This is a genomic window from Clostridium sp. Marseille-P2415 (assembly GCF_900155545.1).
Classification (GTDB): Bacteria; Bacillota; Clostridia; order Lachnospirales; family Lachnospiraceae; genus Lacrimispora.
The window spans coordinates 1,514,287-1,528,507 of sequence record NZ_LT732526.1 but is presented as its reverse complement, the minus strand read 5'-3'; the positions used below and the strand labels follow the sequence as shown (position 1 = coordinate 1,528,507).

Sequence of the window (14,221 nt, the reverse complement as noted above, 5' to 3'; positions counted from 1 at the left end):
GATATGCAATGGACTATCGGATGATTGTGCTGGATTTGGATGGGACTCTGACCAACCGGAATAAGGAGATTACACCCAGAACCAAGGAGGCACTTTTTGAATTAAAAAGGCAGGGGGGAGTCATTGTGCTGGCTTCCGGACGGCCTACCTATGGGGTGGTGCCGCTTGCCAGAGAGCTGGAGCTTCAGAAGTCAGGGGGATATATTCTGTCCTTTAATGGGGGACGCATGATCGATTGCAGGACCGGGGAAACTGTTTTTGCAAAAGAACTGCCTGTATCCTCCAACCGGAAAATTATCCGCATGGCCAGGGAGCATGGGGTGAACATTCTTACCTATGAGGATGACTTAATTGTCACCCCGGATGCTGCAGATGAATATGTGTGTAAGGAATCCGCCGTCAATAAGCTGGAAGTGAAAGAAGTGGAGGATATGGAAAGCTACGTGCAGTTTCCTGTTGTAAAATTCATGATGCTTGAAGAAGGGGATTACCTTGCCATGGTGGAGCCTAAAGTAAAGGCTGCTTTAGGGCGTGATTACAGCGTTTACCGGTCAGAACCTTATTTTCTGGAAATCCTTCCGAAGGGGATTGACAAAGCTGCAAGCCTGGAACGGCTGCTTTTAAGGCTTGGCATGGGACGGGGCGAGATGATTGCCTGTGGTGATGGATATAACGACTTATCCATGATTCAATATGCAGGACTTGGGGTTGCCATGGAAAATGCGGTCCTTCCGGTAAAGAAGGCGGCTGACTATGTGACCTGTTCCAATGATGATGACGGCATTGCCCACGTTGTGGAAAAATTTATGCTTTCCTGATGCTCCGGGGGTGGACTTTACGACTTTAATATGCTAAAATTCAGTTAAGAGCAAAAGGAAGAAAAAGGGGATTGATTAATATTATGAATAAAAAGATTAAGACAGATGCGGTAGACCATCTGTTTGAAGCCATTTTGACCTTAAAGACACCGGAAGAGTGTTATACCTTTTTTGAGGATGTGTGTACGGTAAATGAGCTTTTAAGCTTGTCCCAAAGGTATGAGGTGGCCAAAATGCTGCGGGAAGGCCGTACATATCTGGAGATTGCGGAAAAGACCGGGGCATCAACTGCTACTATCAGCCGTGTGAACCGCTCTTTAAATTACGGAAACGACGGATATGATATGGTATTTAAACGCCTGGAAGATGAGAAGAGAGAAGGTTAAGGAAAGACGGGGGACAAACCATGGACGGTTCCTGTCCTCCTGCCCCCTGTCCTTCCTGTGTTATTTTTTCTTTTTTATGGGTTCCGCTTCCCTTAAATCATCAATGATATGTTCGATAATCTGCTTCTTTAAATATACGTCAAAGGAAAGCCCGCAGATCCAGGCGAACAGACGAAGATATTCCACATCATCTTCCTCCAGCCCCTTATCCTCAAAGGTCTTTCCGACGCGTTCGTATTTTTCAACGATATCTTTCTTTACCCGGTCCATTTCCTCTGCTTCCAGTGAAAAGATTTCCTTGTAGATTTCTTCTAAGGGCAGGCCTTCCGGAGTGTTGAAATGTTTCTCCGTGATGGGGCGGAAAAGCTGTTCGATATCGTTAAAGGAAAGCATATTTTTAAAATAATATATAAATATAAGAAGCAGGATATGTTCTTTGGAATACTTCTTCTTATTGGGAGCGGGAAGCAGGTTGTTCTTGGCATAATTATTAATCATGGTCTTGGTAAGGACCTTGTCTTCAGGATAGCGTTTGGTATCTTTTAAATGTTCATCCATGAAGGTGGTGACCTGATCCATATACAAATCTATGTTCGGAATGGTTTCCGGTTTGATATGGCTTAAAGTCTCCAGACGCTTTAAAATATCCTGTATTCTCTCGTCGTTAGTCTTCATACGTTCCTCCGTTCTGTGTGGCGCGCAGCCGCACACAAGGGATAAACCCCTTAATCATATTATATAGTATTCAATACCAGATGACAAGGGGGAAAAGCTTTTAATAGACTAAATTTTTTTGAGAATACCTGAAAAAGTTTCTTGACATTTATAGAATGTGTGCTAATCTAGAACTATCAGAGTGATGAACGAAACACCCACGGGTATACCTCTATGCCCAGAAAACGTGGGCAGGAAAGATGAAAGGAGATACATAATTATGAAAAAAGTATTGGCTACAGAAAAAGCGCCGGCAGCGATCGGCCCGTATTCTCAGGGCATCCGCGGAGGCGATTATGTATTTGTATCAGGACAGCTTCCCATTGACCCGGCTACCGGCGCGTTTGCCGGTGAAGATATCGCGGCTCAGACAAGACAGTCCCTGACAAATATCAAGTCGATTCTGGAAAGCGGCGGCTTATCCATGGCTAACGTGGTGAAAACGACCGTTTTATTAAAGAATATCAGTGATTTTGGAGCAATGAACGAGGTTTATGCAACTTTTTTTGAAGGCGCATGTCCGGCAAGAGCTGCTTTTGAAGTAGCGGCACTGCCAAAGGATGCGCTGGTTGAGATCGAAGCTATCGCTTATTGCGGCGAATAATCGAAATAGTCTCTGTGCATTTGTTTTTTAGGGGAACAAAAGCAGGGAGTATGGCGCTCTGGAATGCATTATGGTGTTCCAGAGGGCTGTGCTCTCTTTTTCTGTTTCTATTAAAAAAGCTGTATTTCGAGAGGTCTTGTAGAAATAAAGGGCTTTTTGCGAAAGAAATGGGTTGCATATTGACGGACTTATATTATAATAAATTGAGGAAGTTCGATAAGCCCTGGGCTCATTGAACGGCTGATTTTCTGAATTTAAGCCGGTTTTTGCTTGCCTTATGAAAGAAAATCATGTTAAATATAAATATGGAAGTTGGTACGCTTACGATGAAAGTTGACGAAACGGCAGAAGAGTATCTGGACCGGATTCCCATGTGGGCCAGAAAGAAAAACTCGCTGGAAGATATCCGGAAGTTCCTTTGTGAGATGGGGGAACCGGATGAAAAGATGAAGATTTTTCATGTGGCAGGGACCAACGGAAAAGGATCCGTATGTGCATTTCTCCAGTCTGTCTTGACTGAGGCCGGCTGCCGGGTGGGGACGTTTACCTCACCTCATCTGACAGAAACGAGAGAGCGTTTCTGTATCAACGGAGAGATGGTACCGGAGGCCGCTTTTGAAGAAAGCTGCCAAGCCGTCAGAGCGCTTTCTGCCAGGATGGCGGAGAAAGGCTTCTGCCATCCATCCTATTTTGAATTTCTGTTTTATATGGCAATGGATCTGTTTCATAAAGCAGGAATGGATTTTGTGATTCTGGAGACCGGTCTGGGAGGGCGGCTTGATACGACTAATGTCATAAGGCATCCGCTGGTATCGGTAATTACCTCCATCAGTCTGGATCATACGGAATATCTGGGGGATACCATTGAAAGAATTGCATCCGAAAAGGCTGGAATTATAAAAAAAGGTGTGCCGGTTGTTTTTGACGGAAATGACCAGGAGGCCTCTGAAGTCATTCGTAACAGGGCAAAGGAGCTTTGCGCTCCTTTCTATGAAGTGGACAGGCAGGGCTATGAGATAACCGGATACGGAGATAAGGGCTATGAAGCCAGATTTTACAGTACAAAGGGAAGTTTTCTTGAAGTTACGGTCCCGTCGGCAGCCGAATACCAGGTAATGAATGCTCTTCTTGCGTTTCGGACCCTGGAGGCAGCAGGGTTACATAGAGTTTTGAAGCTTTTCATTGGAGCAGAACAGATGAAAGAGGGTTTCCTTCACATGCGCTGGCCTGCCAGAATGGAAGAAGCACTGCCGGGAGTATTTCTTGACGGAGCCCATAATCCGGGAGGGATCGAGGCTTTTGTAAAGGCGGCAGCCGGGTTGTGCAGGGACAGGAAGAGACGGGCTTATCTGCTGTTTTCCGCAGTGTCCGGGAAGGACCATGATAAGATGATAAAAAAAATCGCCGCAGCATTGCCTCTGGACCAGGTGGCGGTAGCTCATATTGATTCAGAAAGAGGACTTAATACAGAGATTCTTCTTAAGGAGTTTCAGAATGTCTGCGGCTGTGGTTTAAATGAATTTCAGTCGGTAGAGGAGGCTGTTTTGTACATGCTGCAAAAAAAGGATGAAGAACATCTGTTGTTTTGCGTAGGTTCCCTTTACCTGATGGGCGAGATAAAAACGGTTTTAAGGAGGAACGGATATGATTGATTTTGAAGCTGAGATTAACGATTACAGGCCGAGCCTGGAGGTTGATGCCATTGAGGATGCCATTGTGAGAAGCGATCTGACGGATATGAATGACCTGATGATGGATCTCATAAAAGAAGTCAGCAAGGAATAGGCGGTTAAAGTATGGATTATGAGAGAAAAACCCGCGTAATCGCAAACAGTTATTATAACATGGGCTTAGAACGGGCAAAGCTCCGGGATTTATCAGGGGCGGCAGAATGCCTGAAAAAAAGCCTTCATTTCAATAAGTATATGACGGACGCCAGAAATCTTTTGGGGCTTATTTATTACGAGGCAGGAGAGGTGGGCGATGCCCTTGTCCAGTGGGTCATCAGCATGAACTTACAGCCGGAAGAAAACAGGGCGGATCATTATCTCGGTGAGATACAGAGAAAAAAAGGCGCCATGGAGACAGAACGCCGTGTGGTGCGCAGATTCAATCAGGCGTTGGTTTATGCTCAGAACGGGAGTGAAGACCTGGCAATCCTTCAGCTTAACAAGGTTGTGGAAAGTAAGCCAAACTATGTGAAGGCCCAGCTTTTGTTCACACTCCTTTGTATCGCCAGAGAGGATTACCAGAAAGCCGGAAAAGCTGTTTACAAAGTACTCCAGATTGACCGAAATCATCCGAAGGCTCTCTGGTACAAGTCTTTGGTTCAGGATGCCGGAGGCAGTCCGAAAAGCGAGAGGGAACCGGAAAAAAGAAAGTTAAAAAATGTACTGTCCCACAGGCAGATGGAGGATGATGATGTTATCATTCCGCCAAGCTACAGGGAGAACACAAAAGACCAGGCAGTTGGGAACATACTTGCAGGGCTTTTACTCGGGGCTGCGGTCATTTTTTTCCTGGTCATGCCCGCCAACACAAAATCGGTCAATGCAAATCATAACCAGGAGATGAAAAAGTACAGCGAACAGCTGAGCCAGGCCAACCAGAAGGCTGACAGCCTGACAAAGCAGCTGGAATCCATGGAAGCGGAAAAGAAGACGGCGGAAGCCTCCCTGGCCTCTCTGACCAATAATGCCGACAGTATTTTGGCTCAATATCAGGCCGTGATCGGAATTCTTCAGGCGTATAAGAAAAATGACTTTCCATCTGCAGTCCGTATTTACGCCGGTTTAAATCCGGATCTCATCACCTCTGAGGATGTTCAGGCAGTAATCGGTGAGATAAGAAAAGATATGGTGGAGAAGGGCTGTCCGATTTTAGAAAGCCTTGGAGATAAGGCAGTGGAAGCGGGAGACACACAGACAGCTCTTGCCAATTACTTGAAATGCATTGATTTAAAACCAAACAGCTGGCAGGCAAAGTTCAAGACAGCTGTCATTTACAAAGGAATGGGAGAGAAGGAACAGGCCAATGGGCTGTTCTCCGATATCATAAATAACAGTAAGGATGAAGGGTTATCTGCCAAGGCAAAAACAGAACGGGGATTTTAAAGGCAGAGAACGAAGAAAGACACGACGGAAGAGGAATCTTTTTTGTGGTGTCTTTTTTCGTTTACACGGACCGGGTCCTGTGAATCAAACCGCTATTCTTTGGACAGCGTGACAGACAATAAGGAATGGAGGAGTATTGCATATGAATCAACCACACTTTACATATGAGGCAGAGGGACAGTCGCTGATCGTCCATCTGCCGGAGGAGCTGGACCATCATAACTGCGCAGGGCTAAAATACGAAACGGATTTAATCCTTTCCGAGAATTATATCAAACGCATCATTTTTGATTTTTCAAAAACCAGGTTTATGGATTCTTCGGGGATCGGCATTTTGCTGAACCGGTATAAGCAGATGGCTTTAAGCGGAGGAAGCGTAGCCATTTACGGCGCAGGCACCCAGGCTCTCCGCATTCTTAAAATAGGAGGCATTTTAAAATTAATGAAATTATATGACTCTAAGGAAGCAGCAGTCACAGGTTGAGGAGGAACGTATGTCAGAACAGAATAAACCAGAAATTCTGAAAATGGAATTGGAGGCCCTGTCAAAGAATGAGGAGTTTGCCAGAGTGGCAGTGGCTGTTTTTATGGCAAGGTTAAATCCCACTCTGGAGGAGGTGGATGATGTAAAAACAGCCGTGTCGGAGGCTGTCACCAATGCGGTCATCCACGGATATCAGGGGAATGGAGGGATCATTTACCTGGAAGTGGGGGTAAACGGACAGGAGATCACCGTAACCATCCGGGATACGGGTATCGGTATACCCGATATCAAACAGGCTATGGAACCGATGTTCACCACGGACCCGGATGGAGAGCGGTCAGGTATGGGCTTTTCCTTTATGGAAGCGTTTATGGACCAGGTGGAAGTTAAGTCATCGCCGGGAGAGGGAACTGCCGTGACCATGAAAAAGAAGATTAGCGGGTGAGCCTTATGGATGAGACCATGAGATTGATAGAGATGGCTCACGAAGGAGATAAAGCGGCAAGGGACCAGCTTGTAACCGACAATTTCGGGTTGATCTGGAGCATTGTCCGCAGATTTACGGGGCGTGGCTATGAGCCGGAGGATTTATTTCAAATCGGAAGCATTGGCCTGATGAAAGCCATTGACAAATTCGATCTGTCTTATGAAGTGAAATTTTCCACTTATGCGGTGCCCATGATAACCGGAGAAATCAAGCGTTTTTTAAGAGATGACGGGATGATCAAGGTCAGCCGTTCCATTAAGGAAATGGGCTTAAAGGTAAAAAATGTCCGGGAAGAGCTGGTGTACCGCCTGGGGAGAGAGCCCACCGTGGAAGAAATTGCAGGAGAAATCGGGGCCAGTAAAGAAGAAGTGGCCGCTTCCATTGAAGCGGGAGCGGAGGTGGAATCCTTATACCGGTCTGTTAATAAAAATGACGAAAACAGTATTTTACTCATCGATAAGATCGAAGAAGAAAGCTCCGCCCAGGAAGAGCTTCTTAACCGAATGGTGCTTCGCGATTTGTTAACCGCTCTTTCCGACAAGGACCGGGAAATCATCATACGGCGTTATTATTATAACGAGACCCAGAGCCAGATTGCAGCAAAGCTTGGAATATCCCAGGTTCAGGTATCCAGACTGGAAAAAAAGATTTTAAAACAAATGCGCGAAAAATTATAGAATAAAAAATTTCATACGGCTCATACTAGCAATGAAAAACCAGAGAAAAGGATGTGAGCACGTATGGAATCCATGAAACATAAGCTTGTAATGGCGCTCCTTGTTTTATGCCTGATTGCAGTTGCGGCTGCTATCTGGTATATGATTGCCGTTATGCCGGATGGAATGGAAAAAGAAGGAACTCTTGTAGAGGCCATCCCAGGATTGGAGATGATGGTTTCATGAGCAAGACCGTTTATTTAAATATCAGTCAGATTACAGAGGTTCATCATAAGGACATCCAGTTAAAGGATGTGGCGGATGTTTATTGTGACGATTCCGCCATTATGAATAAATGCAAAGCCCTGCGCATTAAAACCATACATTCAGACCGTACCAAACGGTATGTGGAAAGCACGCTCGATGTGATAAAGAAACTGATGGAAATGGATTCGACCCTCCAAATCAATAATGTGGGGGAAGTGGATTTTATCATAGACTACCATAAGTCCAGGAAACCCAACTGGATCTGGCAGTGGACAAAGACCATTTTCATATGCATCATCTGTTTCTGCGGCGCATCCTTTGCCATTATGACCTTTAATAATGACGTAAGTGTAACGGACGTTTTCAAGGAAATATACCGGATCGTCATGAGGCAGGAGTCCAGCGGATTTACCATTTTAGAGGTCAGCTATTCGGTTGGACTGGCTCTTGGAATTGTCGGTTTCTTTAATCACTTCGCAAAGTTCAAGATCAATACCGATCCGACGCCGCTGGAGGTGGAAATGCGGCTTTACGAAGAAAATATCAGCAAGACCCTGATTCAGAATGATGGAAGAAAGGAGTCGGATATTGATGTTTCTTAAAGAAGTATTTCTTTGTTTTATCGGACTCAGCGCTGGCGGCATTGTAGCAGCCGGCGTTTTTGCCTTTTTGGTAATCATCGGTGTATTTCCCCGGCTCATTGGAAAAACACATACAAACAAACACATCATGCTCTATGAGACGCTTATTATTCTCGGAGGTGTCCTTGGTAATTTAGGGGATATTTATGAATTCCCTTTTGGATTTGGAGGTAATGTGTTTCTGGGGATTTATGGGCTGGCGGTGGGAATATTTGTCGGCTGCCTTGTCATGTCACTTGCAGAAACCTTAAAAGCGCTGCCGGTCATCAGCCGCAGAATCAACTTAGGGGTCGGACTGCAGTATATAATCCTTTCCCTTGGACTGGGAAAATTAATTGGCTCACTGGTATTTTTTGCGGAAAAATTTGGGCAATAGAAGCAGGCACAGAAGGATACAGAATGGAGGAAAATAATGGAGATAAACAAAAAGGCATATGAAGCCTATGTAAAACAGGTGACTCCGGTAAATAAAAAATGGCCGGCAATCATAAAAGCTTTTCTGGTGGGGGGAGCCATCTGTACCATCGGCCAGGTCATTACCACCTTACTCATGAATGCAGGTCTGGAAAAAGAGACGGCCTCTGCCTGGACCACTCTGATTTTAATCGCAGCCAGTGTGATCCTGACCGGATTCAACATCTATCCGAAAATCACTAAATTCGGCGGAGCAGGCGCTTTGGTACCGATTACGGGATTTGCCAATTCGGTAGTTGCACCGGCGGTGGAATTTAAGCCTGAGGGTCAGGTATTCGGTGTTGGCTGTAAAATTTTTACCATTGCCGGTCCCGTCATACTATATGGGATTTTAAGCTCCTGGATCCTTGGACTTATCGTCTATGTAATGAAGGCCTTCAGCATGCTGTAGGAATGAAACGGTCAGAGAAATGGAGAGAAAAAAATGCAGATAGGAAAAGCTAGTATTAAATTTGAAGAACCTCCGATTATTGAAAGCATGGCTTCGATTGTCGGAAAAAAGGAAGGCGAAGGCCCCCTGGGGAAATTATTCGATGTGGTAGAGCAGGATGACATGTTCGGCGCTGACACATGGGAAAAGGCGGAAAGTTCCCTGCAGAAGCAGACTGCGGACCTTGCTATAGAAAAGGGAGATATCCGGAAAAAGGATATCCGCTACCTGTTTGCAGGTGATTTACTTGGCCAGCTGATTGCCACTTCCTTTGGAACCGTAGATTTGGAAATCCCTCTGTTCGGCCTTTTCGGGGCCTGTTCCACCATGGGGGAAGCTCTTAATCTGGGAGCCATGACAGTGGCCGGCGGATATGCGGATAAGGTTATGGCCATGTCCTCCAGCCATTTTGCGACAGCGGAAAAACAGTTCCGTTTCCCGTTAAGCTATGGAAATCAGAGACCGTTTTCTGCCTCATGGACGGTTACCGGCTGCGGCGCAGTGATTCTTTCAAAATTTAAAAAAGAGGGAATTGCAGCCATTACCGGAATCACAACCGGGCGTATGGTGGATATGGGCATTAAGGATTCCATGAATATGGGGGCTGCCATGGCTCCTGCGGCCTTTCATACCATACAGCAGAATTTTGATGATTTTCAGGTAGATGAATCGTATTATGATAAAATTATTACGGGAGATTTAGGTCAGATCGGGCGCAGCATTCTGTTGGATTTTATGAAGAACAAGGGCCACGATATAGAAAAACTGCATACCGATTGCGGTATTGAGATATATGATAAAGATACACAGGACACCCATGCAGGAGGGAGCGGCTGCGGCTGTGCGGCTTCTACCCTTTGCTCCTATATTCTTCCTAAAGTGCAGGATGGTACGTGGAAACGGGTTCTGTTTGTGCCTACCGGAGCGCTGCTTTCCACGGTCAGCTTCAACGAAGGAGAGACAATTCCCGGCATTGCCCACGCAGTAATGATTGAGAATATGGGTAACTTATCATAAGAGGAAATGCCTTACAGGCACTTTATGCCCAAAGAACATGGGCAATAAAGAGTAGAGGAAAGGAGACAGCTATGGAATACGTAAAAGCATTTTTAGTTGGAGGAGCAATCTGTGTGCTCATCCAGATATTGATGGATAACACTAAACTGATGCCTGGCCGGATCATGGTTCTTTTGGTGGTGACCGGAACCATCCTGGGTGCCCTGGGAATCTATCAGCCATTTGCCGACTGGGCCGGAGCCGGAGCTACGGTACCTCTTCTTGGCTTCGGAAACACCCTGTGGAAAGGTGTATCGAAGAGTATGAATGAAGACGGGCTGCTGGGGGTATTTAAAGGAGGTTTTACTGCAAGTGCAGTAGGAATCTCAGGTGCTCTGATCTTTGGTTATCTGGGTTCTGTCATATTCAAACCCAAAATGAAAAGCTGACGGTTACCCGGTTGTTATCCGGGAACAGTGACAGAGGCAGAGAGCCAGCCGCAAATCCTACGGCTGGCTCTTTTCCTTTTCATTTACACGGGCATCAGTTTTTGTTTTATAAATTTAATAATCACTCCAGGGAGGAATCTGTGTTGCCCCGCCTGGATTCTGAGGGACATATCCAGGACCATGTTGCTGCGGAATTCCTGTGGACGAATCCGGATCATATCCAGGAATAATAATGGAATTGGCGGAATGGACGGTACAGTAACCTGGCATAGCGTATTTGGAGTCGTCCGTTTCCCCTTCTTCTCCTGCAGGGAGTACCATGAATATGGCGGTGGTCCGTTCCGGGCAATAAGGCGTGGGCAGGCGGTGGGAAACGGAGCAGACGGTTGCGCGTACATGATTGTTGCATACGTCGGTCGGGACCGTCCCTTTTGCAAAATACTCCGTATAGACTGCATTGCCCCTTGGATCATTGTCGCAGATTCCGGAAACAGCCAGCTTGCCGGATTTCCGGCATATTTCCGCCGTTTCTATGCTGTCCGGTACCGGGAAACCGGGATCGGACATGCCTTCATGAACCCTGGTCATGATTTTCCGCCAGATGGCCTTATGAAAGGAGGCTCCTCCGTTTTGTTTGGTCAGTTTCTGGTTGTCGTCGCAGCCGGCCCAGATGCCGGCGGTATAATAAGGCGTAAAACCTACGAACCAGATATCATTGTTACCGGACGTGGTACCGCTTTTTCCTGCGCCCGACATGCCGGGAATCCTGGCGGCAGCACTGGTAGAACTTGGTCCGGAGCTGGAGAATTTTCTGCTGCTTTCCATGGAATCCGCCATGGCATCTGTTAGAAGGAACGCGGTAGAATCCTTTAATACCCGGTGGGTTTCAGGGGTGTTGTCAATTAATACCTTGCCATCATGGTCCAGTACCCTGGTAAAGAATATGGGCTTTGTATAGACTCCGCCGTTGGCTATGGTAGCATAGGCGCCGGTTAATTCTAAGTTTGAGACGCCATTGGTGATTCCCCCAAGGGCCAGAGCCGCGTTGTAATCGCTGTCGGTTAAGGAAGTGATCCCAAAATTCCTGGCGTATTCCACGCCGAGCTGAGGGGTTACGGTTTCCATCAGGCAGCGGACCGCTACGATGTTCATGGAATAGATGATTCCGTCACGTATGCTGGAATAGCCTTGATAACCGGAGCTGTACCAGTTCTTAAAGGTTTTATTCCCGACCGTATAGACGGAATCGTAATAAACGGTCCCCAGGGTGGCTCCGCAGGTGTCAATGGCAGGTGCGAAAGCTGTCAGGACCTTAAAGGCAGAACCTGGCTGCCGGACTGTATTACTGGCCCGGTTTAAGGTCAGGCTGGCTGTTTTTTCTCCACGGCCTCCGCTTATGGCTTTCACTTCTCCGGTCTTCTGATCCATGATGACGAAGGAAGCCTGGGGCTGCAGTATCTTATGAAGGCTTTCTCCCAGAATGGTATCCCCGTCTTTTAAAAGATAAGCCTTGTATCCATTTACATCGGCCTGGATTTCTTCATCCGTATTATACAGGCCGTCAAATCCGGTATCCCCGTTTTCTTTGTGGTAACGTTTTATGTTTTCCTCGGAATAATGGGTCGTGGTACCATCCTTGTGCGTGACTGACAGCCTGTATTCTATAGAATATCTGGCAGCCGAATAGTTTTCAGGGTTGTTGATTTCTTCATCTACAATGGTTTGTATATCCGGATCCTGGGTGGTGTATATGGACAGCCCCCCGCTGTATAGCATGTTATGCGCCTGGGTGTCCGTATAGCCCAGCTGATCCTTCATGGCTTTTATGACCTGTTCAACCAGTTCATCCGTAAAATAGCTGTATGGGGTGGAAGTTTCTTTCGTAACGATGTCTACATTCTGGATCCTGGAGTAGACATCATCGGCCAGAGCTTCCTCTTCTTCCTCTTTGGTGATATATCCCTGGTCATGCATATATTGAAGAATGACCTTTTGCTTGTCCGAGTTGGCCTTTTGACCGGTTATGGGGTTGAACTTTGAAGGGTTCTGGGTAATGCCTGCCAGTACAGCGCATTCGGATAAGGTTAAATCCGATACTTTCTTGTTAAAATATCTCCTGGCAGCCACCTTGACCCCGAGAGAGTTGTTGCCCAGATTAATGGTATTTAAATAGTTGGTTATAATCTGTTCCTTGGACATGGCTCCGTCCAATTTGACGGCCAGGAACCATTCCTGCAGCTTCCGCTCCAGGCGTTCCCCGAAGCTTTTTTCCATTCCGCCGCCGAAGACACTGTTTTTGATTAACTGCTGGGTTATGGTGCTTCCTCCGCCTGCGGTCGAATCCCCTGTCAGTACGCCCTTTACGGCGCGCAGGATAGAACGCAGATCAATGCCATTGTGCTCCCAGAACCTGGCATCTTCATAGGAAACGAACGCATTGATGAGGTTTTTGGGCAATTCATCATAGGTGGCCTCCTCCCGGTTTGATCCTGCGGTGACCAGAGTTTCCGTGACATTCCCTGCGCTGTCATAAACCGTTGTGGCATATTCGTTGGGTACAATGGTTGCGATATCGATATCAGGAGCATTGTCTATGATTCCTTTTATCATGCCAAATCCGACGCTGGCAGCAACAATGCCGCCAAACAGGCATAGCACAAATAGACTCTTTAAAAAGGCAAGAAAAACCTTGGTGGTGTATTTCCTTGCTTTTGAATTGGCAGATCTGATTTTTTTCTCTGTCGCTTGTTTGCCATAATTCATAGGAAACCTCCTTTACCGGTTCATTATACCAGACATTTTCGTGCAATTCAACACTTACCATTTTGGGGGGTATTTGGGGGAAATATACATGAGAGCTTGATTGGACTTGGGTTTTTGGATATAATGGGGGTGGTTGTTTAACCGAATCTAGCAAGCAGCGAAGCGGATTGCGAATATCCGCTTGACAATGAAGAGATGAGGAAGTTTATGAGAAAGGCCTACAGAATTTTATACCAGGGCGGTACAGGGGAAATAACAGAAAAGAAATCACGGTTTATAGCCAATTTAAAGCCTGTGGAATCAGAGGAGGAGGCCCTGTCCTTTATTGAGGAAACAAGAAAAAAGCATTGGGCTGCCAGACATAATTGCTATGCCTGGATTCTGGGAAAGAACGGGGACCAGAAGCGCTGCAGCGATGATGGGGAGCCGAGCCAGACCGCCGGAAAACCCATGCTTGATGTCCTGGAAGGAGAGGGCATTGTTAAGATTTGTGCGGTGGTGACCAGATATTTCGGCGGCACCCTGCTTGGAACCGGGGGACTGGTGAGAGCCTATTCCAAAGCTGTGCAGGAGGGACTTAAGGCCTGCACGGTCTTAACCATTGAACCGGCCAGGAAGCTTTCTGTTACGGCTGATTATAATGGCATAGGGAAAATTCAGTATTTATTGGGACAACAGGAGATCAAAATCCTGGACAGCGAATATACGGACCGGGTGGAGCTTACGGTTCTGGTTCCGGATGAGAGGCGGGAAAAGCTTCAGGCCGACATCATAGAAATTACGGGAGGACAGGCAGAATTGCTTGAATTAGAAGAAATTTATTACAGCATTTTTAATAAAGAAGTGCTTTTGTTTCCGGAATGAGACCAAAAGGATCGAAAAAACGCGAAAAAAATCTTGCAATATCAAATACAGGATGATATACTAACTAATCGTGAT

18 protein-coding genes are annotated in these 14,221 nt (G+C 46.4%); 16 read left to right on the top strand and 2 right to left on the bottom strand.

Annotation, left to right across the window (positions count from 1 at the left end):
• The first annotated feature begins 8 nt into the window (after positions 1–8).
• Complete coding sequence (locus BQ9856_RS11970; RefSeq protein WP_077611241.1) at positions 9–818, top strand: Cof-type HAD-IIB family hydrolase; 810 nt, start codon at positions 9–11, stop codon at positions 816–818.
• Positions 819–901: 83 nt separating this feature from the next.
• The gene (locus BQ9856_RS11965; RefSeq protein ID WP_077613354.1) at positions 902–1,204 is read left to right on the top strand and encodes a YerC/YecD family TrpR-related protein; all 303 of its coding nucleotides are present in this window, start codon (positions 902–904) and stop codon (positions 1,202–1,204) included.
• Between the two features lie 60 nt (positions 1,205–1,264).
• Here BQ9856_RS11965 and BQ9856_RS11960 read toward each other — a convergent pair whose 3' ends face one another.
• The gene (locus BQ9856_RS11960) at positions 1,265–1,879 is read right to left on the bottom strand and encodes a DUF1836 domain-containing protein (protein WP_077611240.1); all 615 of its coding nucleotides are present in this window, start codon (positions 1,877–1,879) and stop codon (positions 1,265–1,267) included.
• A 259-nt stretch (positions 1,880–2,138) separates the two neighbouring features.
• Here BQ9856_RS11960 and BQ9856_RS11955 point away from each other — a divergent pair, with 259 nt between their 5' ends.
• The 13 genes from BQ9856_RS11955 (at position 2,139) to spoVAE (ending at position 10,519) form a co-directional block, all read left to right on the top strand.
• Positions 2,139–2,522 (top strand): RidA family protein, encoded by a 384-nt coding sequence (locus BQ9856_RS11955; RefSeq protein WP_077611239.1) that lies wholly within the window; start codon positions 2,139–2,141, stop codon positions 2,520–2,522.
• Between the two features lie 290 nt (positions 2,523–2,812).
• On the top strand, positions 2,813–4,174 hold the full coding sequence (locus BQ9856_RS11950) for a bifunctional folylpolyglutamate synthase/dihydrofolate synthase (RefSeq protein WP_235839196.1): 1,362 nt from the start codon (positions 2,813–2,815) through the stop codon (positions 4,172–4,174).
• Positions 4,167–4,307, top strand: a complete 141-nt coding sequence (locus BQ9856_RS24865; RefSeq protein ID WP_200801300.1) for a hypothetical protein — start codon at positions 4,167–4,169, stop codon at positions 4,305–4,307. The genes BQ9856_RS11950 and BQ9856_RS24865 overlap by 8 nt, the downstream gene beginning before the upstream one ends.
• 11 nt (positions 4,308–4,318) lie before the next feature.
• Entirely contained in the window at positions 4,319–5,635 is a 1,317-nt protein-coding gene (locus BQ9856_RS11945; protein ID WP_077611238.1) for a tetratricopeptide repeat protein, read from the top strand.
• A 142-nt stretch (positions 5,636–5,777) separates the two neighbouring features.
• Positions 5,778–6,119 (top strand): STAS domain-containing protein, encoded by a 342-nt coding sequence (locus tag BQ9856_RS11940; RefSeq protein WP_077611237.1) that lies wholly within the window; start codon positions 5,778–5,780, stop codon positions 6,117–6,119.
• Positions 6,120–6,129: 10 nt separating this feature from the next.
• Positions 6,130–6,564 (top strand): anti-sigma F factor, encoded by a 435-nt coding sequence (gene spoIIAB, locus BQ9856_RS11935; protein WP_139348686.1) that lies wholly within the window; start codon positions 6,130–6,132, stop codon positions 6,562–6,564.
• 5 nt (positions 6,565–6,569) lie between these two features.
• Positions 6,570–7,283 carry an RNA polymerase sporulation sigma factor SigF gene (gene sigF / locus BQ9856_RS11930; protein WP_077613352.1) on the top strand — a complete coding sequence of 238 codons (714 nt, stop codon included), beginning with the start codon at positions 6,570–6,572 and terminating at the stop codon, positions 7,281–7,283.
• A gap of 63 nt (positions 7,284–7,346) precedes the next feature.
• Positions 7,347–7,508, top strand: a complete 162-nt coding sequence (locus tag BQ9856_RS24860; RefSeq protein WP_200801299.1) for a hypothetical protein — start codon at positions 7,347–7,349, stop codon at positions 7,506–7,508.
• Positions 7,505–8,131 carry a stage V sporulation protein AA gene (locus BQ9856_RS11925; RefSeq protein WP_077611235.1) on the top strand — a complete coding sequence of 209 codons (627 nt, stop codon included), beginning with the start codon at positions 7,505–7,507 and terminating at the stop codon, positions 8,129–8,131. The genes BQ9856_RS24860 and BQ9856_RS11925 overlap by 4 nt, the downstream gene beginning before the upstream one ends.
• Positions 8,121–8,546, top strand: coding sequence for a stage V sporulation protein AB (locus BQ9856_RS11920; RefSeq protein ID WP_077611234.1), 426 nt, complete (start codon positions 8,121–8,123; stop codon positions 8,544–8,546). Before BQ9856_RS11925 ends, BQ9856_RS11920 begins: the two co-directional genes overlap by 11 nt.
• 36 nt (positions 8,547–8,582) lie before the next feature.
• Positions 8,583–9,035 carry a SpoVA/SpoVAEb family sporulation membrane protein gene (locus BQ9856_RS11915; protein WP_077611233.1) on the top strand — a complete coding sequence of 151 codons (453 nt, stop codon included), beginning with the start codon at positions 8,583–8,585 and terminating at the stop codon, positions 9,033–9,035.
• 33 nt (positions 9,036–9,068) lie between these two features.
• Entirely contained in the window at positions 9,069–10,091 is a 1,023-nt protein-coding gene (gene spoVAD, locus BQ9856_RS11910) for a stage V sporulation protein AD (protein WP_077611232.1), read from the top strand.
• 71 nt (positions 10,092–10,162) lie between these two features.
• Positions 10,163–10,519 (top strand): stage V sporulation protein AE, encoded by a 357-nt coding sequence (gene spoVAE, locus BQ9856_RS11905; protein ID WP_077611231.1) that lies wholly within the window; start codon positions 10,163–10,165, stop codon positions 10,517–10,519.
• Positions 10,520–10,633: 114 nt separating this feature from the next.
• Here the strand turns inward: spoVAE and BQ9856_RS11900 are convergent, their stop codons facing one another.
• Positions 10,634–13,282, bottom strand: coding sequence for a transglycosylase domain-containing protein (locus BQ9856_RS11900; RefSeq protein WP_077611230.1), 2,649 nt, complete (start codon positions 13,280–13,282; stop codon positions 10,634–10,636).
• Positions 13,283–13,489: 207 nt separating this feature from the next.
• Between BQ9856_RS11900 and BQ9856_RS11895 the strand changes: the two genes are divergently transcribed.
• Positions 13,490–14,146 carry a YigZ family protein gene (locus BQ9856_RS11895; RefSeq protein WP_077611229.1) on the top strand — a complete coding sequence of 219 codons (657 nt, stop codon included), beginning with the start codon at positions 13,490–13,492 and terminating at the stop codon, positions 14,144–14,146.
• Positions 14,147–14,221 lie beyond the last annotated feature (75 nt).

Coding starts and splice junctions, on each gene's coding strand:
- spoVAD (WP_077611232.1), top strand. CDS start 9,069: ATGCAGATAGGAAAAGCTAGTATTAAATTTGAAGAACCTCCGATTATT.
- spoVAE (WP_077611231.1), top strand. CDS start 10,163: ATGGAATACGTAAAAGCATTTTTAGTTGGAGGAGCAATCTGTGTGCTC.
- spoIIAB (WP_139348686.1), top strand. CDS start 6,130: ATGTCAGAACAGAATAAACCAGAAATTCTGAAAATGGAATTGGAGGCC.
- BQ9856_RS11925 (WP_077611235.1), top strand. CDS start 7,505: ATGAGCAAGACCGTTTATTTAAATATCAGTCAGATTACAGAGGTTCAT.
- BQ9856_RS24865 (WP_200801300.1), top strand. CDS start 4,167: ATGATTGATTTTGAAGCTGAGATTAACGATTACAGGCCGAGCCTGGAG.
- BQ9856_RS11965 (WP_077613354.1), top strand. CDS start 902: ATGAATAAAAAGATTAAGACAGATGCGGTAGACCATCTGTTTGAAGCC.
- BQ9856_RS11940 (WP_077611237.1), top strand. CDS start 5,778: ATGAATCAACCACACTTTACATATGAGGCAGAGGGACAGTCGCTGATC.
- BQ9856_RS11945 (WP_077611238.1), top strand. CDS start 4,319: ATGGATTATGAGAGAAAAACCCGCGTAATCGCAAACAGTTATTATAAC.
- BQ9856_RS11895 (WP_077611229.1), top strand. CDS start 13,490: ATGAGAAAGGCCTACAGAATTTTATACCAGGGCGGTACAGGGGAAATA.
- BQ9856_RS24860 (WP_200801299.1), top strand. CDS start 7,347: ATGGAATCCATGAAACATAAGCTTGTAATGGCGCTCCTTGTTTTATGC.
- BQ9856_RS11920 (WP_077611234.1), top strand. CDS start 8,121: ATGTTTCTTAAAGAAGTATTTCTTTGTTTTATCGGACTCAGCGCTGGC.
- BQ9856_RS11915 (WP_077611233.1), top strand. CDS start 8,583: ATGGAGATAAACAAAAAGGCATATGAAGCCTATGTAAAACAGGTGACT.
- BQ9856_RS11955 (WP_077611239.1), top strand. CDS start 2,139: ATGAAAAAAGTATTGGCTACAGAAAAAGCGCCGGCAGCGATCGGCCCG.
- sigF (WP_077613352.1), top strand. CDS start 6,570: ATGGATGAGACCATGAGATTGATAGAGATGGCTCACGAAGGAGATAAA.
- BQ9856_RS11900 (WP_077611230.1), bottom strand. CDS start 13,282: ATGAATTATGGCAAACAAGCGACAGAGAAAAAAATCAGATCTGCCAAT.
- BQ9856_RS11950 (WP_235839196.1), top strand. CDS start 2,813: ATGTTAAATATAAATATGGAAGTTGGTACGCTTACGATGAAAGTTGAC.
- BQ9856_RS11970 (WP_077611241.1), top strand. CDS start 9: ATGGACTATCGGATGATTGTGCTGGATTTGGATGGGACTCTGACCAAC.
- BQ9856_RS11960 (WP_077611240.1), bottom strand. CDS start 1,879: ATGAAGACTAACGACGAGAGAATACAGGATATTTTAAAGCGTCTGGAG.